General features: G+C 56.2%; 22 protein-coding genes. 10 read left to right on the top strand and 12 right to left on the bottom strand.

Features of this window, described 5'->3' with window-relative positions:
• Positions 1-64: 64 nt before the first annotated feature.
• Positions 65-538, top strand: coding sequence for a hypothetical protein (locus tag ACLCGK_RS03085; RefSeq protein WP_410951258.1), 474 nt, complete (start codon positions 65-67; stop codon positions 536-538).
• 61 nt (positions 539-599) lie between these two features.
• On the opposite strand, the gene dnaQ is transcribed toward ACLCGK_RS03085, so the two are convergent.
• Together dnaQ and dnaB are read right to left on the bottom strand one after the other, a co-directional pair.
• Complete coding sequence (gene dnaQ, locus ACLCGK_RS03080) at positions 600-1,352, bottom strand: DNA polymerase III subunit epsilon (protein ID WP_410951257.1); 753 nt, start codon at positions 1,350-1,352, stop codon at positions 600-602.
• 60 nt (positions 1,353-1,412) lie between these two features.
• Positions 1,413-2,933 carry a replicative DNA helicase gene (dnaB, locus tag ACLCGK_RS03075; RefSeq protein WP_410951256.1) on the bottom strand — a complete coding sequence of 507 codons (1,521 nt, stop codon included), beginning with the start codon at positions 2,931-2,933 and terminating at the stop codon, positions 1,413-1,415.
• Positions 2,934-3,065: 132 nt separating this feature from the next.
• On the opposite strand from dnaB, the gene dnaE reads away from it, so the two are divergent.
• The 3 genes from dnaE to ACLCGK_RS03060 all read left to right on the top strand — a co-directional run bounded on the left by dnaE (position 3,066) and on the right by ACLCGK_RS03060 (position 8,472).
• On the top strand, positions 3,066-6,680 hold the full coding sequence (gene dnaE / locus ACLCGK_RS03070; RefSeq protein ID WP_410951255.1) for a DNA polymerase III subunit alpha: 3,615 nt from the start codon (positions 3,066-3,068) through the stop codon (positions 6,678-6,680).
• Entirely contained in the window at positions 6,680-7,285 is a 606-nt protein-coding gene (locus ACLCGK_RS03065) for a hypothetical protein (protein WP_056799993.1), read from the top strand. The genes dnaE and ACLCGK_RS03065 overlap by 1 nt, the downstream gene beginning before the upstream one ends.
• Positions 7,286-7,392: 107 nt before the next feature.
• Positions 7,393-8,472: a hypothetical protein gene (locus ACLCGK_RS03060; RefSeq protein WP_410951254.1), complete on the top strand. Its 1,080-nt coding sequence runs from the start codon at positions 7,393-7,395 to the stop codon at positions 8,470-8,472.
• Between the two features lie 32 nt (positions 8,473-8,504).
• Here ACLCGK_RS03060 and ACLCGK_RS03055 read toward each other — a convergent pair whose 3' ends face one another.
• Positions 8,505-9,053, bottom strand: a complete 549-nt coding sequence (locus ACLCGK_RS03055) for a hypothetical protein (RefSeq protein ID WP_410951253.1) — start codon at positions 9,051-9,053, stop codon at positions 8,505-8,507.
• A 181-nt stretch (positions 9,054-9,234) separates the two neighbouring features.
• Between ACLCGK_RS03055 and dnaG the strand changes: the two genes are divergently transcribed.
• The 3 genes from dnaG to ACLCGK_RS03040 all read left to right on the top strand — a co-directional run bounded on the left by dnaG (position 9,235) and on the right by ACLCGK_RS03040 (position 14,972).
• Positions 9,235-11,097 (top strand): DNA primase, encoded by a 1,863-nt coding sequence (dnaG, locus tag ACLCGK_RS03050; protein WP_410951252.1) that lies wholly within the window; start codon positions 9,235-9,237, stop codon positions 11,095-11,097.
• Positions 11,098-11,153: 56 nt separating this feature from the next.
• On the top strand, positions 11,154-13,469 hold the full coding sequence (locus ACLCGK_RS03045) for a DEAD/DEAH box helicase (RefSeq protein ID WP_056799985.1): 2,316 nt from the start codon (positions 11,154-11,156) through the stop codon (positions 13,467-13,469).
• Between the two features lie 297 nt (positions 13,470-13,766).
• Complete coding sequence (locus ACLCGK_RS03040) at positions 13,767-14,972, top strand: hypothetical protein (RefSeq protein ID WP_410951251.1); 1,206 nt, start codon at positions 13,767-13,769, stop codon at positions 14,970-14,972.
• Between the two features lie 52 nt (positions 14,973-15,024).
• Here the strand turns inward: ACLCGK_RS03040 and ACLCGK_RS03035 are convergent, their stop codons facing one another.
• Positions 15,025-15,408, bottom strand: coding sequence for a hypothetical protein (locus ACLCGK_RS03035; protein WP_410951250.1), 384 nt, complete (start codon positions 15,406-15,408; stop codon positions 15,025-15,027).
• Between the two features lie 20 nt (positions 15,409-15,428).
• Positions 15,429-16,238 carry a serine/threonine protein phosphatase gene (locus ACLCGK_RS03030; RefSeq protein WP_410951249.1) on the bottom strand — a complete coding sequence of 270 codons (810 nt, stop codon included), beginning with the start codon at positions 16,236-16,238 and terminating at the stop codon, positions 15,429-15,431.
• A 122-nt stretch (positions 16,239-16,360) separates the two neighbouring features.
• On the opposite strand from ACLCGK_RS03030, the gene ACLCGK_RS03025 reads away from it, so the two are divergent.
• Complete coding sequence (locus ACLCGK_RS03025) at positions 16,361-17,167, top strand: EAL domain-containing protein (RefSeq protein WP_056799968.1); 807 nt, start codon at positions 16,361-16,363, stop codon at positions 17,165-17,167.
• A gap of 55 nt (positions 17,168-17,222) precedes the next feature.
• Here ACLCGK_RS03025 and ACLCGK_RS03020 read toward each other — a convergent pair whose 3' ends face one another.
• The 7 genes from ACLCGK_RS03020 to ACLCGK_RS02990 form a co-directional block, all read right to left on the bottom strand.
• Entirely contained in the window at positions 17,223-17,486 is a 264-nt protein-coding gene (locus tag ACLCGK_RS03020) for a hypothetical protein (protein ID WP_410951248.1), read from the bottom strand.
• 278 nt (positions 17,487-17,764) lie between these two features.
• Positions 17,765-18,070 carry a hypothetical protein gene (locus ACLCGK_RS03015; protein WP_410951247.1) on the bottom strand — a complete coding sequence of 102 codons (306 nt, stop codon included), beginning with the start codon at positions 18,068-18,070 and terminating at the stop codon, positions 17,765-17,767.
• A 63-nt stretch (positions 18,071-18,133) separates the two neighbouring features.
• Positions 18,134-18,553, bottom strand: coding sequence for a hypothetical protein (locus ACLCGK_RS03010; protein WP_410951246.1), 420 nt, complete (start codon positions 18,551-18,553; stop codon positions 18,134-18,136).
• Positions 18,554-18,556: 3 nt separating this feature from the next.
• The gene (locus ACLCGK_RS03005) at positions 18,557-21,193 is read right to left on the bottom strand and encodes a DNA topoisomerase (RefSeq protein WP_410951245.1); all 2,637 of its coding nucleotides are present in this window, start codon (positions 21,191-21,193) and stop codon (positions 18,557-18,559) included.
• Positions 21,190-21,933 carry a lytic transglycosylase domain-containing protein gene (locus tag ACLCGK_RS03000; RefSeq protein WP_410951244.1) on the bottom strand — a complete coding sequence of 248 codons (744 nt, stop codon included), beginning with the start codon at positions 21,931-21,933 and terminating at the stop codon, positions 21,190-21,192. Before ACLCGK_RS03000 ends, ACLCGK_RS03005 begins: the two co-directional genes overlap by 4 nt.
• 18 nt (positions 21,934-21,951) lie before the next feature.
• The gene (locus ACLCGK_RS02995; RefSeq protein ID WP_410951243.1) at positions 21,952-22,398 is read right to left on the bottom strand and encodes a DUF1064 domain-containing protein; all 447 of its coding nucleotides are present in this window, start codon (positions 22,396-22,398) and stop codon (positions 21,952-21,954) included.
• Positions 22,399-22,400: 2 nt separating this feature from the next.
• Positions 22,401-22,697, bottom strand: coding sequence for a hypothetical protein (locus tag ACLCGK_RS02990; protein WP_056799949.1), 297 nt, complete (start codon positions 22,695-22,697; stop codon positions 22,401-22,403).
• A gap of 200 nt (positions 22,698-22,897) precedes the next feature.
• Between ACLCGK_RS02990 and ACLCGK_RS02985 the strand changes: the two genes are divergently transcribed.
• Together ACLCGK_RS02985 and ACLCGK_RS02980 are read left to right on the top strand one after the other, a co-directional pair.
• Positions 22,898-25,006, top strand: coding sequence for an ATP-dependent helicase (locus tag ACLCGK_RS02985; protein ID WP_410951242.1), 2,109 nt, complete (start codon positions 22,898-22,900; stop codon positions 25,004-25,006).
• Between the two features lie 190 nt (positions 25,007-25,196).
• A complete protein-coding gene (locus tag ACLCGK_RS02980; RefSeq protein WP_056799943.1) occupies positions 25,197-25,508 on the top strand; it encodes a hypothetical protein in 312 nt (103 codons plus the stop codon).
• Positions 25,509-25,521 lie beyond the last annotated feature (13 nt).

The following is a 25,521-nucleotide window of genomic DNA, read 5'->3' as shown; positions in this document are numbered from 1 at the left end:
TTGACATTGCCAAGCGTGTGTGAAAAAATCGATTTATAAAAAAACAATAAGAAGGGTAAAACCCATGCTCCAGATTATCATCATACTGATTGCAATTGTGCTGACCGTTCTGATCACCTTCGGCACCATCCATTATATGGGGGAAAGCGGTGATAGTGCGGCAAAGTCCCAGGCCACCAAATACATTCAGGAGGCTGCCCAAATTCGCGGCGCCATCCTGATTGCCCGTAATGATGGCCTGTACATGGACACCGAGACCAACCTCGAAGTCCTCGTGCCCAAGTACCTGGCCACGATTCCCCAGGATGGTGCGAACTGGTCGACCCGTGAGAACGAAGTGTTCAAGACCGGAGTCGGGGATAATGTCTGCGTGGCAGCCAACAAGTCCCTGGGTATTTCCTTTGTCGCGGGCGATTCGAACGTACGGGAAAGTGCGGATAATCCGGGCGAGTACATCCCATACTGCGCCAAGGATGACATGAACCCTAACACGCCTTGCTGCGACAATTCCGACGCGGGTGACGTTGAAATCAACTGACCAGCAATTACCGGCATCAAAAAACCGCACCAATGTGCGGTTTTTTTGTTGACCCTTATAATCAAAAGCCAAATTCGATGCAGCTACCACCCGAGCTCTTTCTGATCCGCGCCTGCATGGCGGCATGAGCCTCACGATCAACGTCGGAAGGTTGGGCGATTACCAGTTCACCCGCAGGGATTTGCAGACGGGCAGGGGTCAGTTTTGGCCCAGATTTGGTCAACGAACGCTCGTTAAATTCCAGGCCTTTCTGATCGACAGTCATGATCAGGTAGACTTGCGAAAGCAGCTGGGCGTCCAGCAATGCGCCGTGGAGTTCACGCTCGTAGTTGTCTTTGCCCACCAGGCGATTGAGCAGGGCATCCAGGGTGTTGCGCTGACCGGGGTACAAGCGCTGAGCAATTGCCAGGCTGTCGATGATGCCTTCGCAATAGGTTGACAAGGGATTAAGGCCTGCTGCCTTAAATTCCATGTCAAAGAAGCGGGTATCGAATTTGGCGTTGTGCGCAACCAGCTTGGCGCCTCGAATGAAGTCGATGATCTCCTGAGCCCGATCCGCAAAGATGCGCTTGCCGGACAGCCGCACCAAGTCATCGCGGGAGTGACCATGCACCTCCTTGGCTTCATCGGGCACGTCGCGTTTTGGGTCAAAATACAGGTGCAGGAACCTGCCGGTGGGCTTGCGGTTGATTATCTCATAAAAACCAGCCTCCACCATTTTGTCGCCCTCATCTGGATGCAGGCCTGTTGTCTCGGCGTCGAACGTTAACACCCTTTCCACATTCATGTCAAGGGCATTTTCATCAAGATTCATGGCAGGTCTCTGTTTTTTTCCATTGTCTCATCTATGCCAATATACGGTCAAACTGATCATTTAGAATGGAATGTCCGGATAAGGCTGCTGTGGATCAAGCGGCAGTTCCTGGCCTGAAGAGTCCACGGTTGGAGTACTCTCAGCGGCTTGCTGACCATGATGGGAGGCCAGGCTGATGGACTCCTTATCATGCTTCACCCGTTCGGTGCGTGACACCTTCGGCAGGGTAGTTGGCTGACCACCTCCCTGGTCGATGGTTTCAAAACGCGACTGGCCATTGGCAAAGCCCAGGCGAACTGTCCCCAGTGGGCCATTGCGCTGCTTGCCAATGATGATTTCCGCGACACCCTTGTCCTCGGTTTCCGGGTTGTACACCTCATCCCGGTACACAAAGAGGATCAGGTCGGCATCCTGCTCGATCGAACCGGAACTGCGCAAGTCGGAGTTCATCGGGCGCTTGTCAGGGCGTCGCTCCAGCTCACGCGACAGCTGGGACAGTACGACGATAGGGATTTTGAGATCACGGGCCAATTGTTTCAGGCCACGGCTGATCTCGCCGATCCCTTCGTTGAGGTTGGCCAGGAAATGCTTGGAAACCGTCATCAATTGCAGGTAGTCGATCAGGATAATCCCGATATTGTGGTCGCGCTTGGCCTTCGTGGCGCGAGCCACTACCTGGTTGAGGCTCAGCGCCGGCTGGTCGTCGATGTACAGTGGGGCGGCGTCCAGTTTTTCCGTGGCGATGCGCAGCTTTTCCGTGTCGCCAGCCTTGAGTCGACCCAGGCGCAGGTTTTCGAAGTCAATACCACCGATGCTGGCAATGGTGCGTTCATACAAGTCTTCCTTCGGCATTTCCATGGAAAACACCAGCGCGGGAATACCTTGGTTGACGGCGATGTCTTCGATCGAGTTCATCGAGAAGGTGGTTTTGCCCATCGATGGGCGACCACCCACAATGATCAGGTTTTCCTTGTGGTACCCTGTAGTTTTCTGGTCGAGATCCCGGAAGCCGGTAGAAATACCTGGAATGCCACCCTTTTCCGCACGCTCCGCCAAGCGCGCCCGCCATGCCTTACCCACTTCCTTGTAGCTCTGGTTGGATTCGCCGCCCGCATTCAGACGCACATTGGTCTGATTCAGGCTTTTGCTTAACACGGCGATTTCTTGATCCACCGGCAATTGCCCGTGCAGCAGCTTCTGACTCGACTCCCGCAACATCTCGATCATGCTGAAACGCATGCTGAGGTCGCGCAGTTCTTCGGCATGACGCCGGATTGAATCCTGGCTTGGGAAGACCGTTCCCACCTCTATCAGATAGCTCGACAGCCGTGGCGTCTGGGAGAAATGACTCATGGCCAACGAAATGTCGATGCTCCGGCCCTGCTTGCTCTCATACACGATCCAGGCAAAGATTTGCCGCGCCGAATCGTTGATGAAGTCCTCAGGCTCGATGATCTCGGCAATGCCTTTGTACAGCTCGGGGCTGTCCAGCAGGGTGGAGAGCAATGCCTTTTCGAGCGGCTCTGCGCTGCCATTGAAATTGATGGCGGGTGCGGATTGGTAATCAGGGGTAGCTTGCACGGGCGAGGAACTCCAAATACGTCGTATCGGTTTCGGAGTATATTGGTTGCCTCAAGAAAGTCAATTAATGCTAAAATCGATTATTGCCGGGTCGAAGCAAGCCGCCCAAATGACAGCGCCAGGAGTTGCCACGTGAGTTTTGTCCACCTTTCCGTTCATTCAGAATATGCCCTGCATGACTCCCTGGTGCGGGTCAAACCATTGATGGCAAGGGTCAAAGAGCTTGGGCAGCCTGCCATCGCCGTCACTGACCCGAGCAACCTGTTTGCCACCGTCAAGGCCTACTTGCTCTCGATGGAAAAAGGGGTCAAACCCATCGTTGCCGCCGAGATCAAGGTTTCCACGCCGCGCTACCCGTCCTCAACGCTGAGCCTGTACTGCCGCAACGGCGAAGGATACCGCGCCCTGTGTGAAATCATTTCCCGTGGCTATACCGAAGCACCCCGTGACAAGGACAACCATCCAGTCATACCGCTGGAGTGGCTCGATGGCAAAACCGACCATCTGATTGCCCTCTCTGGAGGCAGAGAAGGCGAAGTTGGCCGTCTGCTGATGAGTCAGCGCATGCCTGCCGTGAAAGAGGCCCTGGCGGACTATCATCTGCTGTTCCAGAACAACTTCTTCATCGAGTTGCAGCGGATCGGTCACGTCGCTGACGATCGCTATGTGCGTGAGGCCGTCAACCTCGCCATTGAACACGCCTTGCCGGTGGTCGCGACCAACCCGACCCGATTCCTCGACACCGCCGATTTCGGTACCCATGAGGTGCGTCTGGCGATTGCCCAGGGTCGTACGGTGCGGGCACTGCGGGATGACTTGAATGCCCCTTGTACGCCACACCAGTACCTCAAGTCATCTGAAGACATGATTGAGTTGTTTTCCGACATTCCAGAGGCGATCACCAACACGCTGAAAATTGCCGGGATGTGCAACGTGGACTTGACCCTGGGCAAGAGCTTCCTGCCGGCGTTTCCGGCGCCGAACAAGATGACCGAGGCGGACTACCTGCGAAAGTCCTCCATCGAAGGCCTTGAAGTGCGACTGCGGTACAACTTCAAGACCCCCGAGGCGATCGCCGAGAAACGACAAACCTATGAGGATCGCCTGAATTTCGAACTCAAGGTCATCAACGACATGGGCTTCCCCGGCTACTTCCTGATTGTGGCCGACTTCATTCGCTGGGCGAAGGAAAACGACATTCCAGTGGGCCCAGGTCGCGGATCGGGTGCTGGTAGCCTGGTCGCCTACGCTCTGGGCATCACCGACCTTGATCCTTTGCCTTACGACCTGCTGTTCGAGCGCTTCCTGAACCCCGAGCGGGTTTCGATGCCCGATTTCGACGTCGACTTCTGCATGGACAAACGCGACCAGGTTATCAAATATGTTTCCAACGCCTATGGCCATGATTCGGTGTCGCAGATCGTGACCTTCGGCAGCATGGCGGCCAAAATGGTGGTGCGAGACGTTGCCAGGGCCCTCGGCTACCCCTATCGGGTTGGCAACACCTTGGCCAACCTTATTCCAAAGGAACCTGACATCACCCTCGAAAAGGCCCTCGCTCGCGACATGACGCTCAAGGTGCTGCTGGAGACCGACCAGGAGTCGCAAAACGTCTGGTTCCATGCCACCAAGCTCGAAGGTGTTACTCGGCAAACCGGCAAGCACGCAGGCGGCGTGGTCATTGCCCCGACGAAGCTGTCCGACTACACCCCAGTGCTCTGCGAACCGGACGGATCAGGCCTGGTCTCCCAGTATGACAAGGATGATGTCGAGAAGGTGGGCATGGTGAAGTTCGACTTTCTGGGCCTTCGCAACCTGACCATCATTGACCATGCGATGAAGAGCATCAATGCCCGACGCCGCCAAGAAGGGATTGATGCACTTGACATCAATGCCATCGACCTTGCCGACAAAGCCACCTATGAAATGATCCAGCGCTGCGAAACCACGGCGGTCTTCCAGCTGGAATCCAGTGGCATGAAGAACCTGATCAAGCGCATTCAGCCCGACTGCTTTGAAGACCTAATCGCCCTGGTGGCGCTGTTCCGCCCTGGCCCGCTGCAATCGGGCATGGTCGATGACTTCATTGACCGCAAGCACGGGCGTGCCGAACTCTGCTATCCGCACCCGAACTTCCAGTACCAGGGGCTCAAGCCTGTGCTCGAACCCACCTATGGCATTATCCTGTACCAGGAGCAGGTTATGCAGATCGCCCAGGTAATGGCTGGCTATACCCTGGGTGGCGCGGACATGCTGCGTCGAGCCATGGGCAAGAAAAAGCCCGAGGAAATGGCCAAGCAACGCGGTGGGTTCATTGAAGGCTCCGTCAAGAACGGAATCAGCGAATACCTGGCTGGCAACATCTTTGACCTGGTGGAAAAGTTCGCAGGCTACGGCTTCAACAAATCGCACTCTGCTGCTTATGCCTTGATCGCTTACCAGACCGCCTATTTAAAAACCCACTATCCAGCGGAATTCATGGCCGCCGTACTGTCTTCAGACATGGACAACACGGACAAGGTCGTGCGCTTTCTCCATGAAGCGAAAAACATGGGGCTCACTATCCGCACCCCGGACATCAACAAGTCCGAGTGGAGCTTCACCACCCATGACGGTGAAATCGTCTATGGCATGGGGGCGATCAAGGGATTTGGTGATTCGGCTGCCAAAATCATCCTGGATGATCGAAAGAAGAACGGCCCGTTCCACAACCTCGTTGACTTCAACCAGCGTAACAAAGTGGGTTCTGCCGCCGTGAACGCCTGCATCCATGCTGGCATGTTTGACTACACCGGCATAGTGCGTCAGGAACTGTTGCAGATCGCCCCGCTGGCGATGGCTGCCGGCAAGCAGGTGCGCAAAAACACCAATCAGGGGATGTTGTTCGACATGGAAATCCCTGTCATGCCACGGGCGGAGTTCACTCCGGTGGATGACGAAGTGCGCTTGGCAGGGGAGCGCAAAGTACTTGGGCTATACCTCACCGGACATCCCTACGATAGGTACCGCGAGAGCCTCAAGAACTCGCTCACGGCACAACTCATCGAGATCGCCGAAAGCGCTGAGCAGGACACCGTTGAAAATCCCCAGGCTCGCAACAAGTACAAACACGTGAGCGTGGCAGGCTTGATCAGCGACATAGACCCGCGCAGCAATTCCAAGGGCACCTATGCGTTCTTCAAACTCGATGATGGTACGGCCCAGCTGGACTGCATGATCTTCAACAAGCCTTACCACGAATACCAGGCCTTCATGACCCCGGACAACCTGGTGGTCATGCATGGTGTGGTGCGCATCAACCCGAAAACCAACGGTGCGTCGCTGATCATTGACCGCGTACAGCCGCTGGAATCGTTCGTGGACACTCAGCCTGGCACCATCATCGTTGAGCAAACCAGCATCGCCTCCGTGCTCGGCCTGATGTCTGCGCACGACTCCAATGGCGAGGAGGGTAACCTGCAGGTAGCCGTGCGCAATGCCGAGGGTGACCTGATCGATGTGCCAGCACTGCCGATCAGCCGCAAATCCAAAACCTTGGCCATGATCCAGAAGCGTTTTGGGGATAAAGTCAGCATCTCCTACAGCAAATCCATGGGCCGCGCCATGCCGCGCAAGGACGCAGTCGACATCGAGGCCGAAACCGAAATCGAAGATCTCTCCAGCCATCTCTCTGAGCTTCGTGAGAAGCTGGAGCGCAGCCTCAGTGCCGCGAAGGCGGCAATGACCGATTCGATGGAAATGTCCTGATGGATGCCCTGCGAAACTACCGGGTGCACGATCCGCAGGACAAGGCGCGCTACTGCAAGGAAGGTGAGCTTCGGGAACAACGGTTTATCAAGATGATGAACGAGCAAAGCCACCTGACCCTGTGGGCCAACCCGGAAAAGACGGCGACGCCCAAAGGCAAATACGCCGCTGACTTGTGGGTGCCTGGTTATGGTTATTGCGACCTCAAAACCCAAGAAACCCCCTTTTTCAGATCGAAATCAAAATCCGGCATCCCGCCCGAAAAAGCCGTCACCTTCAATTCCAAGGATCTCGCCCGGTACCAAGAAATCTACGAAAATATCGGGATCTTCTTTTGGGTCAATTGGGTCAATAACGTGCATGACAGGTTTGGCACCTGCCCGTACCGATGGGGCGTGTATTTTATCCGGCTCCATGAGATCTACGAAATCATCAATTCCAATGCCACGGCAAGCCATGCTTATCTAGGCAGGCAGGAAACCGACAGCGATCACTTCCTGGCAACCAAGGGCATGAACCGTGAGGGCAATGCCCTGGACAGCTGGTTGTTGAATGTCGACTGGATGGAACCGATCCTGGTCAGTCAGCATAACCCTTGGAATTAACAGCGTTATTTATACCGTATATTGACATAAGTGCGCAGTGCTTGTAGATTTTATGCAATGACTGGCAAAAGCCGGCATCCATAATAATAAGAAAAAACGAGCCCGCCATGACCTCCTTTCGCGCCGAGATGCACAATCTTTTCCTGGCTGCCATTCCTGCAGACGAGCTGAATAATCGCAATATCAACATCACATTCCAGCATTACGGCTGGGATGGGAAAGGTGGGCGCAGCATGCAGGATGTGGGTGAAGAATATTTCCTGACCCGTGAGCGTGTCAGACAGGTCGCCACAAAATGCTCCAGGCAAATGGCCGAACAGGCTGATAAGCACCTTTCCACGTTACCCGGAATGCTGTCCATCATCAACCAAATGGCGCCGGCTAAAGCCGAACGCATTGAAGCGCATTTGCGCGCACATGGCCTGGGCGATGATGCGCTGGAGGGTGTGCTCAACGCGGCGAAACAGTTCAATCGGGTTGGCAAACACTTGCGGGTAGCCACCGAGTTCAACCAGCGCTTTGTGATTCTGCCTGACATGGAGGGCTCCGCAGCCAAGGTGCTGGCCAAGGCCAGAAAGCTGACCAGCAACGTCGGCATGACCGCTGTTCGTGACCTACTTCCCTATGTTCCGGGCATACCTGAGCGCCAGGCACTGGACTACATCCGCGATGTCATCGCCATTCGCGAAGATGCCGTCTGGCTGGATGAGGGCAAGAACTGGGTATGGTTCAGTGAAACGCCAAGAAATCGTCTGATTACCTGCCTGCACCGTATGCTCAGCACCTTCTCCAGCGTAACCCTGGAAGGCATACGCCAAGGTGCCAATCGCTACTACCGCAAAGGTGCAAAGACGCCTGCCGAGCTGTTGGCGCCACCGGCAGTGATCAAGAGCTTCCTGCTCTCCTGGGGTCAGGCCACCTGCTCCGATGCCGGCATCGTTCGCAAAAGTCCGAACTTCAACCCAAGCAAGGAGGTTCTGGATTTCGAGCGCCTGATTGTCGACTACATCATCAGCCGACCAGGCAAGGTGGCCAGGGAGAAGGAGTTGGAAAACATGCTGGTACCCGAAGCCGAAGACAAGACTCCCCACCCCAAAAAGCGCAATTTCTCCAATGCGCTAAACTACTCCCCCCTGATCAGCAAAGGCCGAAATCGTGGCGAGTACATCGCCAACGGCGCCATCTAGTCCCCCAAGGGCAAGCCCTGCTGGCCTTTGGCTCAGCAGGAAGCGTCGATTCTCTCTGGAGCAGCACGCGCCCAGGCGATACGCGCATTTTTACAGGTCGTGGAGAACTCGTAAAAGGAGCCCTCCAGCCGAAGCTCCACGATCTGCTTAAGCTCGGTCGCCAGCAGGCGAAGTTCGAGCAACGGCTCCTTCTGTTCATGTGCACCACTTGCCTGGAAGGCGTCTTCAGCTTGAGCAAAGGCTTGGCGGACGGCGAAGGGATTGGGGTGACCACTGATAACATCATCGAGCACATTCAAAACTGAACAGAATCGCCCATCATTGACGTGAATGAAGATCTCCATGGCTTTCACCAGCTGTCGAAGCTCCTTGCCACTCAGCGACACGAGATGGCCCGACAGCCGCCTCACCGGGGCCTGTGCTGGACTCAATTGCCCCCAGAGCGCCTGGATGGCGGTTGTTTGATCCACATGAGGGCAGCGCAGCCAGATCTGCGGATGACCGGACTGCAGGTCAGAGAGCCTGTCCAGGCAGTGTTGCAATGTCGGCACGATCGACGGATTGAATTCGATTTTGAACATAACGCCCGCCAGAAATTCAGCAATGGATGGCTGAATGAGGTTGAAGAATACAGCCGGCCAGGCCGGCAGCGGGCCGGCCTTGTCGATTTGTCAATAAATTGGTTGTGCGGATGATAGGAGGCTGGACAGCGCAGTGTCAATATATTATAAAAACGATCTTGAAAATCCAGGTTCACATGCCATGACGACTCCCAATGGTGGGGCCAAGCGGCCTCTCGATCGCATTCCTCAGACTGTCCTCGATGACATCGTCGATCAGAACGACTTGCTCGAAATCATCGGAAGACACATTCCCCTGAAGAAGCAGGGCAAGGACTACGTGTCCCTTTGCCCCTTCCATAAGGAGCATTCGCCGTCATTTTCGGTGTCCCCAGGTCGCCAGTTCTATTACTGCTTCGGCTGTGGCGCCAGTGGCAATGCCCTGGATTTCATGATGGCCTTTACCGGTCGATCGTTTATCGCGGTCGCCCAGGACTTGGCTGAAGACGTTGGAATTGACCTCAAGCCGTACCTTCGCTCAGCCAAGAAAGAGCAGCTGGACTTCCAGATGCTGCCGGCCATGAAGGCTGCCAATGATTATTTCGTTCAAGAGCTGTCTCGACCCGGTGACCATGCCCGCACCGCCCTGGAGTACCTGGCGTCACGGAGCATACCCCTTGAAATGATCGAGCGCTTTTCCCTTGGGTTTGCCGGATATGGCAAACACACCGTGGACAATCTGGTCGAGCACCAGGCGGCGCTGATTGAGGGCGGCGTGCTGGAGCAGAGCGAACGAGGCGTGTTCTCATTGTTCCGCGATCGACTGGTGATGCCGGTGCGGGACATGAAAGGCAAGCCCATCGGACTCTCCGGGCGCACCCTGCGGGCGGATGCGAAGCCCAAGTACCGCAACTCAAAGGAAAGCGCGCTGTTCTCCCGCAATAGCGTACTGTACGGGCTGTACGAGTCACTCAAGGCCTTTGGCAATCAGAATCGCCTTGAGCGCCTATTCATCGTGGAGGGGCAGTTCGATGTAATCGCCCATCACCTGATCAACCTGGCTGCCGCTGCCGCCATGGGCTCGTCGATGTCAGTCCATCAGCTGCGCTTGCTCTTGCGTTACACCAAGCATGTGACCTTCATTTTTGATGGTGATGCTGCAGGCATCAAAGCCTTGGTGCAGGTCGGCTCCTTGCTGCTGGAGAACATCACCGATCACGAAGTGGTCTTCGATGTGATCCTGCTGCCCGAGGGGGAGGATCCGCACAGCCTGGTCATCAAGGATCCCGAGGCGTACCAGGGTATCCTGGCACAGCCATTGGACTGGCTGGATGCCATGCTGCACAACTTGCCTGAAGCCAAGGATCTGGTCAGCGACCGAGGCCGCGCCGAATTCGCCAGCAAGGCCATTGAGCTGATCCATGAGACGCGAGACCCACTCCTCCGGCACCAGGCTCTGGAGCGCGCTGCTTCGATCTGTGGGATGCCTGTTGAAGCCCTGAGGGAGCGTCTGGTGTCGATGCCAACGGCCCGCAGCGCCTACGTCAAGCCGGAGAATGCCCTCAACGACAATGCCCTTCGACTGACACGAATCCTCTGGGATGAGCCGTTGTGGGCAGAAGACATGATCCATGATGAGCTGTGGAAAGCCGAAGGCGACGAGCTGATCCAGACACTGGTGGACTGGAAGGTGGAAATGCTCAAGGGTGAGCTGGATCTGTTGCCCAGCCATGAAGACCATTTGAAATTGGAAGAGAATCCCTACTACGCTCCGAAACTGGAAGTGCAGTGCCGCCAGCGCGGCGCGGCGGCCTCATTGGGTCGACGCTTGGGTGGACTGCAAAATCCGGCGATGATGGCCGCGCTGATGCGTGATGAGCCGGAGACCAGTCGCAGCACTGCTCAACATCTGATCCAGCACATTACGGGTGTGTTTGCCGCCCAGGCGATGCAAAAGCTGTCAAATAAGGCTGCACTGACGGGCCTGACCAGTGATGATCAGATGGTATTTGCCAATTTACACAAAATCCGAAGAGAATCTGTGATTCGGACGAAAAATGCATAACCAGTTTTAAGCAATATGTGTCTAAAATAGGGGATGGAAAAGGGTAGGTTACGATAATGACTGATGCATTTAAGAAGATGATGTGGCGCCTCAACACCCTCGACATCGAGGAGCCTTGGGAGCTGCTGATCAATTTGCCTCAATATTATGATGACTTCACCGTTCCCCTGAAAAGCATTCCAGCGGTAATGCGCCTGGATCTTGGGGCGACCTTCTACGCCGCCCTGAAGCTGGTGGGCGTCAAGCATTCGGACACCATCCGCGCTGAAAAACTCGCGAAGGGAATGCTGGCGCCGGAGCCCAAGCGTGAATACATGCGCATCGATTTGAGCGATGGCATGCGCTCCATTTCGGTGTTTACCTTCAGCAAGCTCAAGGAATGGGAGTATGCCCAAACGGGCTCGATCGGCCAGATCATCCATGTGTCCGGAAAGGTAACGCTGGATAAGCGCGATGAAAGCAAAACCCTGGGCAACCTTGAGCTTGTCCCGGTAGGCGATCGAAACCGCATCGTGGCACGGTACCGAGGCAAGCCAGGCGTCATTCAGCCCTCCAAGGTTGCAGAGCTGACGAAAATTGCCGCCCTGAATTACCCGCAGGAGGCTGTCGAGCACATGCTCGATGAGCTGGGGGTGGATGAGATGACCGTCCTGACCCATTGCCGCATTCCCTTCAACAGCCTCAAGCACCTGTTGATGACCTTGCACAATCCGCGACTGCCAGATGACCTGGAGAAGGCCATGCAGGCTGCGCGGCGACTCAATGCCTACTATGGCATTCGCAAGGCGATGGCAGCCACCAAGCGCGCTCCCAATCCGGATGCAGCCCTACCTGTCGATCGGGCGCTGATCAAGGCGCTGGTCGAGCAGCACCCCTACACACCAACACCTGATCAGCGCCGGGCAATCTGGGACGTCATCCAGGACTTTTCCCAAGAAACGCCAATGGATCGACTGCTCTCGGCGGACGTGGGCAACGGCAAAACACTCGCTTACGGCATTCCCTCTGCCTACGCGTGCTCGCTGGGCAAGAACGTGGTGATCATGTTGCCGACAGAGCCGTTGGCTGACCAGGTGGCCAAGAACATCCGCAAATGGTACCCCTCCCTCAACATTCACCTGGTTACGGCAGGTTTCAACGCGGAGGTTGCCGAGGGGTCGATGTTGATCGGTACAACAGCGATCCTCTCCTGGTTGAAGAAAAATCCGCACTGGAAGGTGTTCTTTGCAGTGACTGACGAGCAGCAGAAAATGGGTACTGTGCAGCGTGAGTCGATCAGCAGTCTGGGCACGCACGTGCTGGAAGCCACGGCAACCCCGATTCCGCGCACCATGGCGCAAACGATGTTTGGCAACAAAAAGATTACCGTGATCAAGGATTGTCCCGTCAAGAAGTCAATTCAGACGCAATTGATCGGCAACACGATTCCGGAAAAGCGGATTGTCATGGATCTGCTGTACAAGCGCGTGGCGGCAGGTGACCGGGTGGCCCTGATCTACCCCCTAGTGGCCGAGCAGAAAGCCTTCTTCTACCACGTGAAAAGCGATGACCTGAAGGAGGCGGAAAAGATCTGCGCGGTGTTGAAGAAGAAATCTGGATTCTCGGTGAAAAACCTGACAGTCCACACAGAATCCTCGGAAATGTTGGCTGGCATCGACCGGACAATTTCGGAAGGCTATGTGGTGGAGCTGCACGGTGAGGACGATGCCCACAATCGACTGACCAAGCGCTTCATGCAAAAACTGGGCGAAGTGGCAGTTTCCCTCGAATACCTGGGATCGCAAGTCGATGAAGACCTGACCTTGCGCAACCAGAAAACCATCCTTCAGGGTGCTGCCAAGTGGGAAAAACTCAAGCCCAACCGTGTCGCCGTGATTCACGGTCGATCCAAGCGCGATGAAAAAACCACCATTATTGACCTAATGAACGCCGGGGAAGCAGATGTCCTGCTGGCCACGACCCTGATTGAGATCGGGGTGGATATCGCAGACCTCAGAGCATTAGGGGTTATTGATGCCGATCACCTAGGGGCATTTACCCTGCACCAGCTGAGAGGGCGGGTGGCCCGTAATGGCGGCGAAGGCGATTTCTTCATGATCGCCAGTTCACCACTGGATGATTTGGATCCGGTGGCGTTGAACCGATTGAACTTATTGGTCAAATACACGTCTGGCGATGACATTGCCCTGTACGACATGGAGCAAAGAGGCTTTGGCAACCTGGCTTCGGGCGGCAAGTCGCAGAAAGGATTCGAGAACGGTCTGTTCCCGCAGCTCAAGCTTTCCCCATCCGAATTGGATCAATTCCTGCGGGAGATGGAGCGTGACCTGCGTCAAGCGAGGGCGCAGAAAGAGGGCGCTCTCGCCCCCTAAGGGGCGCAGTAGAGCGGCTAGCCTACTCCAATAGTGCCATTACTATGACGTCGTTCACTTGACTGTCAGATCCTTCGGGTTTCTATCAAATTGTGCTTGACGAACCCCTCACTTAACGGTATAAATTGATCCAAGTGAAGGCGAATTGCCAAAACGGCAAGGGTTACGCGAAGTGACTCACGCATTTTAAAAGGTCTTACCCCAATCGATTAAGAGTCTGTCATCCATCTGTTGAGACCCCGTTGATGACAGGGGTCTGGAAGACAAAGGCTCGATGGATTGTAAATCGGAGGCATCATGAACACTCGCACTGATAGCAAATCGAATACCCTGGAATCCCGTGAGGCCTTGATCGCCCAGCTGGACGCCCTGGAGCCCGTTTGCGCGGATCTTTTGGCGGTCATGCCAGCCAGCGGCAAAGAACTCGCGGCCAAAGACATCCAATTTGTGCGTCGTGACCTCCTGAAGGCTCACAACAAAGTTGTGGAGCTGGAGACCCTGTATGTCGAGACCCTGGGTCTGGACTTTGTTTCTGAGGATGAAGCCCCGTTCATCACCCAGGTTGCCGATGATCGCAAGGTCGCCACCGACGACTACTTCCGTGCCTTGCAACTGGAGTCCAAGCTGCAGAGCGCCTACCGCGAGTTCTCGTCGCAGATGACGCCCGCCTCGCTGGCGCCGCTGAGCAGCAAGCTGGAGGACATCAAGGTGATTCGCCAAGGGCTGTTCGCCCTGTACTGGGCGCTCCCGGATCTGGGCATGACCTATGACGAGTGGAATTCTCTGAGCCCACTTGCCCGTCGCGGCTTGCGCCCAATGGGGCGTCCAGCGCTGCCCCTGGAGTGCAAGATCACCCAGGCTCACTTGGAGCGTGACGCCCTGCTGGCGGAAGTGGATCGCCAGTCCTGTGGTGAGCTGAACACATTGGAAAAGGCTGTGGAGGGTGTCGTACTGTCGGCAGCAGGACGCCCGTCCATCAGTCCGATTGGCAAGGACGAGCGTGCCATTGGCAAGCTCAAGCGTGACCTCGCCGCACTGAAGCCAGAAGACTTCCCAAGCCCCGAGGAAGTGGCAAAACAGCCCCGGTTGGGTGACACCTATGATATGCGTGTTACCCGCATTAAGGGCAAGATTGCCGATCTGGAGGCGCGTGTTCGGGCAGCCGAAGACGAACTGACCGGTGTTGATAAGCTTCGTCGGCAATTCGAAAAGCTGCGTGCTCGTCACCGTGATCTGGTTCTGGCCGAGGCAAACACTAGCGGCAAAGAGCAGGCCAGCTTGCTGCTGGAAACATTGCAGAACGAATACAGCCAGCAGGTGGTGTTCGAGCAGATCCATCAGCTGGATCCGAATGCGAAGGAAACCTTGACCCACAAGGTCAACCCTCGCGAAACCAAGAGCCGCATTGCTCGACTGAAGATGAATGGCCAGCTTGATCGCGCTGAGCAGCTCATTCTTCAGCAGATCGCCGAGAAGATCGTCGGCAATCGCCGCAGCGCTTAAGGGGTGAGTCAGGCCTGCCTTGCAAGAGGCAGGTCTTTTTTATGCGTATTGATCAGCTTTTGGTCTGGAGTGGGCGACGACTGGTGACGCGCAGGTTGTGGTCAGGCTGTTTCCACAGGTAGACCTGGCACCAGAAGGTTTTGGAAAAGATCACTGCCCACGGGGATGTCGCATCCTTGAGTCGGATGAGGGTGGCCCCCAGCCAGGCTGAAAGGCAGCTTAGCGCGCCGGCAGCGATGCTGATCCATAGCGGGAAGACCTCGATGCGGCCTTTGGCCAGCAGGTTGATGCCGATGGTCTGCAGTTCCTTGTTCCAGCCACCTGCGTTCGCTTCCTGCAGCCAGAGCAGGGGTAGGGTGGACTTCAAAACGATGGGGTAAGCGGCAAACGCCATGATCAGCAGCGCCAGGACAATCAGCCCCGAGCCGGTAATCACGCGCCACAGAGCCCTGCGCTTCAGTGCATATTCGTATTCAAGCTGCTCGCTGGATACAGCGCGTGCCGCACGTCCAGAGACATTTCCCATGTATTCACCTGTTCAATAGAAGACTGTAAATGATTGATTTCGATACTGCACAGCAGGCTTTGATGCTCATACTGAGCACCATGGGCCGTGCAGGAGGATCCGGTTACGATAATTCTGTTATGGCGTACATGATGGGTTGCTGCTGGTTTTTCCAGCGAAAATGCCGCGATGTTCTGGTGCACCCCTGGTGCAGGTCGCTGCGCACCCCCAGGAATCATGCCCAGGCACCTGAGCGTGTCAATGCGGCTCATAAACAGCTGCAAGCCCTGGGCGGAATTGGCGGTCTTCAAAAGCTCGCTGCGCGTATGTTCCCAAGGAATATCCTCGCGCATTGGTCTGTTACTAAAGACTACAAGGCCTTCCTCGGTCGACCACTCCAGGGCGACAGGCGCGCCCGCAAGGGCTCGCTGGAGCATTGCCTTTTCGTCACGACTCATGGCACCCAGCCATTGCCCGATCAGGGTGCCTTCGGCGGAATGGCTGCCCCGGTTCAGGCGATCCAGCACATGGGCTTCATTCGGCCCAAGCACCGCCTCCAGCCATGGTTGAGAAAGGTAGTAGTGAGCCTGACGCGACGACGCGGCATAGCCTAGGAAATTCCCGAGTAGAACGACCTTATCCAATTGTGGCTTAAAGGCAACCTGACGCATCCAGAAACCCAGCGCAGGGAAGTGGCCGAAAAGCTCGCCAATGACAAACAGCCGCCCGCCCGATTGCAGGATGAGGGTCTTGGTGTGCATATTGTTTTCCTTGTTATCCAATATTTTGCTAAAGATTGACCGACTTCGCAATCTATCTTTGTCAATATAAGCATTACTGTGTTTCAATGGCTGTATTAGAGACCTGCTACATGAGGGGCACCATGGGGAGCCTGAAAGCGATTTTCTCAAAGCGGTTTGGTATGCAGTTTCAGCCCATTGTGGACATGAAAACTCTGCAGCTCACGCGCTACGAGGCCCTCATGAGGCCACTGAGCTTTACCGGGGATACCGAAGCCCTGGTGAATCGCATGGAAAAATCCGGCGAGATCAGTGAGTTCGATCTCTGGGTGCTCGACACCGTGATCAACACCCTGAAGCAGATCCCGGACGGGCCGGAAGTCGCGGTCAATCTGTCGGCCAAAAGCCTGTGCGACCCACTGTTCCATGAAGAAGCCAGCTGGCTCCTGTCGCGCAAGCCTAAGGACGTCAAAATCGAATTTGAAATCACCGAGTCTGAGCCCATTCGCGATATGCGCTTGGCCAGGGCCTTCGTCGACCTGGTCAAAGCACAGGGCTGCAAAGTCGGTCAGGACGATTTCGGTACCGGATACGCGAAATTCAGCGTGGTTCAGGACTTGAACCTGGACTACCTCAAACTGTCGGCCAAACTGACGACCGCCATCCAGACCAGTGCCTCGGCCCAGCGCCTGATTACCACGGCGGTAAATGCCTGCCATGCGCGGGGCATGAAAGTGGTGGCCGAGCACATTGACAACCCCATGCAATACGCCTGGCTTCGCGATGCGGGCATTGACCATGGACAGGGGTGGTTGTTCTCGAAGGCGGGCAAGGAGTTGCGCCGCGAGATGTGCTACAAGGAAACCTTGCGGGCAGCGGTCGAAAAAGACCGCGAGGGCGCTGCACCCAGTGCAAAAGTCATCACCTTTGGCTCGCTCAATCCGCCTTGAGTCGAGCTGGCTCCCTCAAGATGGATTTCACCGAGAAAGGTGCCATGAGGCACCTTTAGCTTTTGGGGAGGGCAGGTAATTGGCACAAGCCATTCAGAATAGCCTGGCGGATGCGCTCCATGTTGCCGTCCTTGTTGCGCCATATCTGGCCATTCGTGATGGCCGAGGCTGCCGAATAGCTATAGATAGGCAGCGATAGTTCATAGCTTGTTCCTTGGTATTCCACAGTGATCCGACACTTGTGGGTTGTCTTTGCATTGTTGCTATTGGTGCGAATACCCTGGAACTTGGTAGTTTTCACATAGTTATGGATGGTCATACCAAATTTCTTAGGGCTATCCTCCATGAGATGGGGAGCGGGTTTCTGACTTACCGCTTACCGGGGGATTCCTTCGAAAAACATCTTCCAAGCGATCAAGCCCAGGGTGGTGGATGATATCAGTGTGAAACCCAAGCCCGGCCATGGTAGCAAAATACCTGTAAAGTGTCCGAAAAACATCATCTAGAAGCCCAATCCGGGCGTGAAAACACCTGGTGGATAGTGGGTTTGCCGCCGTCACAGCGCCTGGTGGCTGATGGGGCTGAAGCGACATGCAGCTAGAGCTCGGTCGTAGGCGCCGGCTCGGGGGGAGTCGCTTCTTCGCCGTGCCGGCTGCTGTTATTGCGTACAAACGGCTGTATCAGGCCCCTCCACAGCCCCAGCAGGTTGGTCAGGATGAAGCAGCTCTCCAGGAGCAGAAGACCCCACGCCTGGGTCATGACGGCAAACACCGACATGCAGCTGCTGCTGACCAGGAAGCTGATCCAGCCGTAAGGGGAGTACTTGGAGTGACTGGCGACCATGGCCGCGCCAGCGATGCCGGTGGCGGCGCCCACCCATTCAAAAACCGTGTGCAGAAGCATGCAATCACCCACGAAAAAGGCGCCAGTGGATCAGGCGCCATGGAAATTAAAGGGGGCGGGCACTTAGGGCTGCAATGACGGCTCTACCGCCCGCGACACCAGGCCATTGATCACGCCAAAGTGCTCCTCAAGGATTTGATTCATGCGCCGCCAGGCCTTGGGGCTGCGCTTTTCCATTTCGGCGAGGCCTGTGCCCAGGCCGCCAAGGGGAAACACAAGGGTGTATTTTCGACCTAATTTATACAAATCGCGAAGGGCCTGTTCCACCGCCTTGATTTCATCGTCCTGGTCGGAAAAATACGCGGCATCATACCGAGCCGGCTCGCGCTTTGTGGGAACGCCAAACGCATTGGGCATCGGTCGAATGATGGCCTGGCCGATTTTCTTGCCTTTGCGTCTCAGGTTGTCGCCGAAGACAAAGATCTCGTTCGGACGACTCTGAACCAATTTAATGGTAAAGCGTTCTTCAAAGCGCACTTTCATGTGTTACCGGCGTGTGCCGCCTCCTGTTTTGCCTTTTGTGGCGGGCTTGCCAGATGACTTACTGCCGGAGCCACCCGTGCTGCCCTTTGTCTGGGCGTCAAGAAACGCCTTGCAGGCGTCCATACGCGTAAAGACATCATCGCTCGGCTGCTGATCCGCTGGCAACTTGGCCGCGAGGCTTTTCGCGAACTTGATCATGTTTTCCGTGGGCGGAGCACTTTTGTACTGTGCGTCCAAGGCTGGTTTGTGTTTCTCGATGTACTCGCTGGCCAGCTTGCCACTGGCGCGGATCTCATCTGTCACGGCTACCCCGCAGGCTGCCTCGATCTTGGCAACCAACCCCAGTTGAGCGGCGCTTGGCGGGTAGACGCCACCGTTGCCCGCTTCGCCGCCTTCACGCTTGGGCATGTGCTCGTCCAGGAAGGCCTTGGCTTTAGCCGGGTCGCTCAGGGCCCCGCTTGGCGGTTTGATGTTCTTGCGCTCGGCGATTCTCTTGATCGCCTGTTTCATATTGTCGGTGACCGCCGAGGGCGCACGCTCAAGGGGTTTCTTTTCCACGGTGGCGTACTTGTCGTTCATCCAGGTGACGTACTCCTCCAGGCCCACCAGGTTGTCTTCGATGAACTGGTCGCGCATGGCAATGGCCTGTCGATCGTCTTCCAGCAATGCCAGCTCCCCCAGCTTGCCTTCCCACTGCGCCGTGGTTTCGATCCGGTGCATCCAGTCGTGGCCGCTGGTGCGCTGATAGTCGATCAGCTCCTTGCCTTTGGGGGCCAGGAACAGGGCACTTTTCTCGACCGTGATGTAGACCCTGGCCTTGAGGATCGGAATGATCGTGTCGCGGGTGGCCGGTGTGCCGATGCCCATGGGTTTGTCATCACCGCTGGCCACATACTTGCGTAGCACGGGATCGTCCACTTCGCGGGCCGCGTTCTTCAGGGCCTCTTCAAAGTTCTGTTCGGTGTAGCGCACAGGCGGCTTGGTCTTGCCTTCCTTGAGCAGTACCTGCTCCAGCAGGGCTGGGTCGCCATTCTTGAGCTTGGGCAGTTCGGCGTTTTTCTCCGCGCCGACGTTCATGATGCCACGCCAGCCGAAATCGACGGTGCGCGCTGCCTTGGCCACAAACAGCGACTGATCGTTGCCGAGCATGTCGATGACTGGCACGGCGAAGGTGATCTTCTGGGTGGCCAATTTGACTGGGGGTAGCAGGGCCTGGATGAACTGCTGGGCAATCAAGGTGTAGGCCACCCGCATGTGCTCACCATTGTGGCGGATGCTCTCGCCGGTTTTCTTCTGTGGCGACATGTTGGCCAGTACCTGGGCATTCACGGCGCGCAGGGTGGGGATTAAGCCATGGTGCTCCAGTTTCTTGGTGGTGAAGCATTTGGGCTTGAAGGGCTTGTACTTGGGGTCATTGCCGTCGTGAATATCCATGGCCTGTTGGGCGGCAGCAGCGAGCCCAGGCACATTCATCACCGACTTGATCAGTGGGTTGCGCTCGTTGGCCGGGTACAGGTTGGCCGGGAGCTCGCCATGCGCCGTGCGCGGGTAGGAGATGAAGCCTTGCGAGGCCAAGTCCTCAATCACCGTCTGGGCGATTTCACCTGTGATCTTGGTGGCTTTGATCAACGCCGATTTCGCGGCAACCAGGTCGAAGGTAATGGGCGGGTGCTGCTCGCTTGTGCCCTCGGAGTACTCCAGCACCTTGGACTGGGCGGCGTGTTGCTCAAGGCGTTTGACGAACTGTTGCACCTGTTGCTCGCCGGTAAACAACGGCTTGTCCAACTTGTTGTCACCATCATTGCCCTGTGGCTCCCAGGTGACCCCATCAATGACGTTCTCGGTCATCTCGCGGGTTACCTTGGGGGTGTATTCGGCGTTCAGCGAAATGCCCGAGGTGTTGAAGTCGCCGGAGATGTTGAAGAAGGTTTTCTGCACGAAGTTGCGGATCGCCTCCTCGCGCTTGTAGATCATGTACAGGGCGGCAGACTGCACGCGGCCCAGGGAGATCACGCGCTCGCGTGGCGATCCGCCGCGCCCCAGGTGATTGCCCAGCAACCCGTATTGGCCGTAGTGGCTGAACACGCGGGTGATGTACATGTAGGCATGATCGCAATGGGCGCGAGCTTCGGCAGCGCGGGCTAGCGACTTCTTTTCAAAGCCTGGCAGCAGGTTGGCCATGGACTTTTGCATACTGGCCGGGTCTTCACCGGAAGCAAGCCAGCAGCGGCGCACGCCCTTGTTCCAGTTCAGGTGTTCCAGGATCGACCAGCCGATGTATTCACCTTCGCGGTCAGCGTCCGTCGCCAGGATCACTTCGTCAGACTGATTGAGGGCTTGCTGGATGATTTTGAGGTGATCTTCGACACGTCGACCCTTGTAGTCGGGCGCGTCGACGATGGGGCGCAGTTTTTTGGTGCGGGGGATGTTCTCCATCGCCCTGGGGTTGTTCCAGCCAAGGCCTGGCTGGATTTCATCCGGTGCAGGAAGGGTCAGCAGGTGTCCCCGCGCTGGCACCATGTGAACGGTGTTGCCCATCCACTGCCCCGAGAAGCCCAGGGCGCTCTTGCTCCAGCCCATCGCTGCAGCCAGCTTTATGGAAACAGAGTTCTTTTCGGTAATTACCGTGATGGTTGTCATTCAATGAACCTTAACATACGACGTTTATTGTTTATCGCCACAACCTCGACTTTCGGGGTGACTGCCCTGGGCGTCGTGCGAGCCATAGGGGTGGAGAATTGGGGTTGGTTGCCGCCCCGGATGGACTGCTCAAGCGCTGCAAGCGAGGGGACGCCCTTGTCGGTAAACACCATCACGCCGGGGGCTACAGGTGCAGGGGGGCTGGCGGCAGGGCTGCCCCATCCAGTCGTTCTGGGCATGGCGGACGCTTCTTTGGGAGTGCCGATGACGGAGGCCAGATTGGAGTAGGCGGCGGCTATCTTCTTCAGGTAGCGGGTGCGAAATTTCGGGGTCTTTGAATGATAGTTGCCCACGGCCAGCCATGGCTTGCCGGGCACCTCACTCAGGCGTTTGGACAAGATCCAGGAGCCGGCTTGAATGTTCTTGCAAGGGTCGAACACCAGATCCTTCCAGCTGTAGCCCAGTTCGGCTTTGATGCTGGGCAGGTGTAGGGTGTTGACCTGCATGACACCCAGGTCGTAGGAGCCATTTGAATTGGGACTGATGGTGCCAACCCGACCGCCCTCGACCGCAATAATGGTCTTTAGCATCACGGGCTTTAGCTGGTAGCTTTGACTGGACTGATTGACACATTGATCGAGCACCGCCATGGACACGGGCTCTTCTTTGAAAACACCTGCGTGGGCTAGCAGCGGGCTGCCAAGCAGCATGGCAGTGCTAAGGATCAGTCTTCGAATCATGGTGGCTACCGTTTATTATTATGGGGATGCTTTTTTCGGTTTTCTGACTCTACCTGTTTCCAGGATTTCGATGCCAAGAATGTCCCTCATCAGTCGACGCTTCAGACGGTACTCCTGGGTTCTGAACCCCTTGACGTCCTCAACGACTGTCACATCCTGTTTTTTGTAAACAAAATCAGCCACATAGGTGCATATGTGTATACCACCGGCTGTCAATTCGTAGGGCACCTGGCGCTGCAGGTCAGTGATCTCACCCGCACGCAGCATCAGTTTCAAGTTCAGATACCGCTGATACTCCATTTTGGAGTCGAAGCGGCCCTCACTGGTGGTGATGACAATGGCATTGAATTTGCCATTGCGCCCCTTTTTACCTTTCGCTGCCTGGCTGTTCAACTCACGAAATTGCGCGGCGCTCATGCGATTGTTCGCCGGAATATCGGAGGAGGGGCTGGCCAGGCGGGACATGCTTACTCGCCTTCTTCTTCGTTCGACAGTGGCATCACCACTGGATTGCGGCCAGATTTACGACGCTTGGCATCTTCTTCACGTTGCCAGTCGTCCATGCAGTCTTTGTCGCACCAGCGCGGACGCTTGACCTTGGTTGGGTCTTCTCCCGCCGCAGGGGATGAATGAAGGGGTTCGTCACAAAAAAGGCACTTGCCGGTAGCTTTGGGTGAGTCAGAAACCTTTTTCCGCTGGGCTTCAAGGCTGCTCGCCAAAAATGCTTCCTGGAACTCGCCTGCTACATCTGCTTCATCAGCCATTTCAAAAATCCGTTGTAAATCATATTGTTAGTAGGAAGTCGATGGCTGATGCAGCCTTCGAGTAATGACTATATTGACGTTTGAGCTGTCGACCCGGACAATCTGCCAGCCGAACTGATTCTTGTCAATATACGCTATAATTGAATTATGACCCAGACCTGGGCGAGAATAGAAGCATGAATGCACCAGCGGGAGCCGGCATGGCACAGGCGATTACACTCAAAGACATCGTGGCACTGGATAGCGAAGAAGAGCGCATCGAGCTATTGATGCAGGGGCTCAATGAGCGGCAGCGCGAATGCGCCATGACCCTCAATGGTGCAGTTGCGGCGATTGCAGGCCCAGGCGCAGGCAAAACCAAAACCTTGATCGTGCGTACCGCGCACCTGCTGATCAAGGATGTGCCGGCTACTTCGATCATGCTGGTGACCTTCACCAACAAGGGCTCCGACGAGATCAAGGAGCGCCTGGAGACCATGGTGGGCGAGGTCGCCCAGTACATCACCGCAGGCACGTTCCACTCGATCATCTACAAGGTGATTCTTAAGGCCAATGCCAACCACCCGTACCTGGAATCGATCGGCATCGATTTCAACGAGTGCACCATTTTCGATGAAAGCGAGTCTTCAACCTTGTTCGAGGAAGCTATCAAGCAGCTCGACAAGGATACCCAGGAAATGATCGACGAGAAGCGCTGGGCCAAGAAGATCGAGGAGCAAATGGCTGCGGCCAGGGCCAAGGGGCATACCGCCGAAACCTATGCGCGGGAGATGATCGGTTTTGGCGATCCTTCTGACGTGCTGTATCGCGTCACCAAGGATGCCTGGGATCAGTACACCCTGTTGTGCCGTTCGGCCAATGGCATCGACTTTGACGATATCCTGGTCGTGGCCAATCAGCTGATGATGCGTGACCCACGCCTTGGCCAGGAGTTGGCGGAGCGGTACCGCTACATGATGCTGGATGAATACCAGGACACCAACCCGGTGCAAATGCGGATCATGGATCAGATCGCCAGGCACCATGAAAACATCCTGGTGGTGGGTGACGAAAAACAATCGATCTATGGCTTCCGGGGCGCGGACATCCAGGTCATCTTGACCTTCATGCAGCGCTACCGCAAAGCGGTCAAGATCGACATGAACATCAACTACCGGTCAACCCCGGCCATCCTCGAAGCTGCCAACGTGGTGGCGGCCCGGATGAACCAGAAGCTCTCCGATGGCGCCGTGTACAAGGATCATGACCAGTATCCGCAAGGCGCACCGGTTTCGATCGTGGCCTTCGAATCGGACAAGCAGGAGGCCGATGTCATCGCCAGGGGGATCAAGCGTGATCTGGCTAACGGTATCCCAGGCAAGGAAATTGCGATCCTTTATCACTCGCGCCAGGCCAAGCCGGCGATTGAGCAGGCGCTCGTGCAGAATGCGATCAACTACCAGGTGGTGGGTGACATCGGGTTCTATCAACGCGCCGAGGTTAAGAACGCCATCGCCCTGCTGCGCTTCACGTTCCGCCCATGGGATTCCATGGCCGCCTGCCGGCTGCTCAAGTGCACCAGCTTTGGCGTGTCGGACAAGAGTGCGAAGAAAGCCATGGCCCAAGGCAAGACCGCGCACGCCTATCTAGTGGAGATGGCCGCGAAAACCAATGCCAAGAAAGAGCCCTCGGCAGTGTCACTGAAACTGGCCCCGCTGCTGGACTCGATGCTCGCCATCCGCAAGCTGGTGGCCTATGGCGAACACGTGGACTACGTACGCACGGGCGTTGAGCGCCTGTGGGAAACCTACCTAGGCCCAGGCGTCCGCCGCGCTGCGGCACAGAAAGACAACGTGCCGCTGGACGATGCCATTGCCAACTCCCTGCAGAACGTCGCCTTCCTGCTCGACCGCTTCTTCCGCGAGCTGGAGGAGGGGCGCAAGCCCGAGGATATCCTTGAAGAGCTGAGCATGCTCGGCGACATGAGCCGGCAAACCGAAGCGGATCAGTTGCAGACCATCCGCATCATGACCATTCACGCCTCCAAAGGGATGGAAATGGGGCATGTGTACCTGCCGGCGCTGGACAAGGACACCACCCCCGGTGAAAAGGAGCAAGACAATGACGTCCTGGAGGAAAAGCGCCGGGTGCTGTATGTCGGCATGACCCGAGCGAAGCACAAGCTGGTGATGTCCTACGCCAAAACCAAGCGTAAATTCGGTCAGCTTATCGTCACCGAGATTTCGCCGTACCTCAAGGAAGTGTGCTCGGGGCTTGGCAAAACCCCCTTTAACTACAAAGCACCGCAGCAGGATGGCCCGAGTCGCTGATCACCGATTGGTTTGCCTGAAAATTGGCTCCTCGGAGCCAATTTGCATTTCTGTGGTGCAGCCGCATGCGCGAAAATAGCGACTTCCCCGGAAATACGAACCCTCATAAAATTGATTAAATCGAATAACATGTAAATTGACAAAATGGCAATTTACCTTATACTTTCTACATCACACTGGAGGATTCACCATGTCGACTACTGACGCTGCTGCAGACCTCAAGCAGGCTATTGAACTGGAGGGTCAAAATCAGGCGGATCTGATCCGTCTGGGTACCGAACTTCAGCATCACGAGGCTCAGGCTGCCGAGCTGGCGGCTCAGGCCAAGGCAGAAGGGTGCAACACCCTTGACGAGCTGCGTGCGCTGTTCACCACCGGCAATGCCGAAAACCTGCGGGCGGTCGCGGAATTCAAAAACACAGTCAGTGCCCGCCGCACCAAAATCAGCGAAATTCGAGACCAGCTCAACCGCCTGAATAACGCGCCTAGCGCTCGGGGGTAAGCGATGACTCTGC

This window comes from Pseudomonas sp. S1(2024) (assembly GCF_046557535.1).
This window is presented reverse-complemented; position numbering and strand designations above follow the sequence as displayed.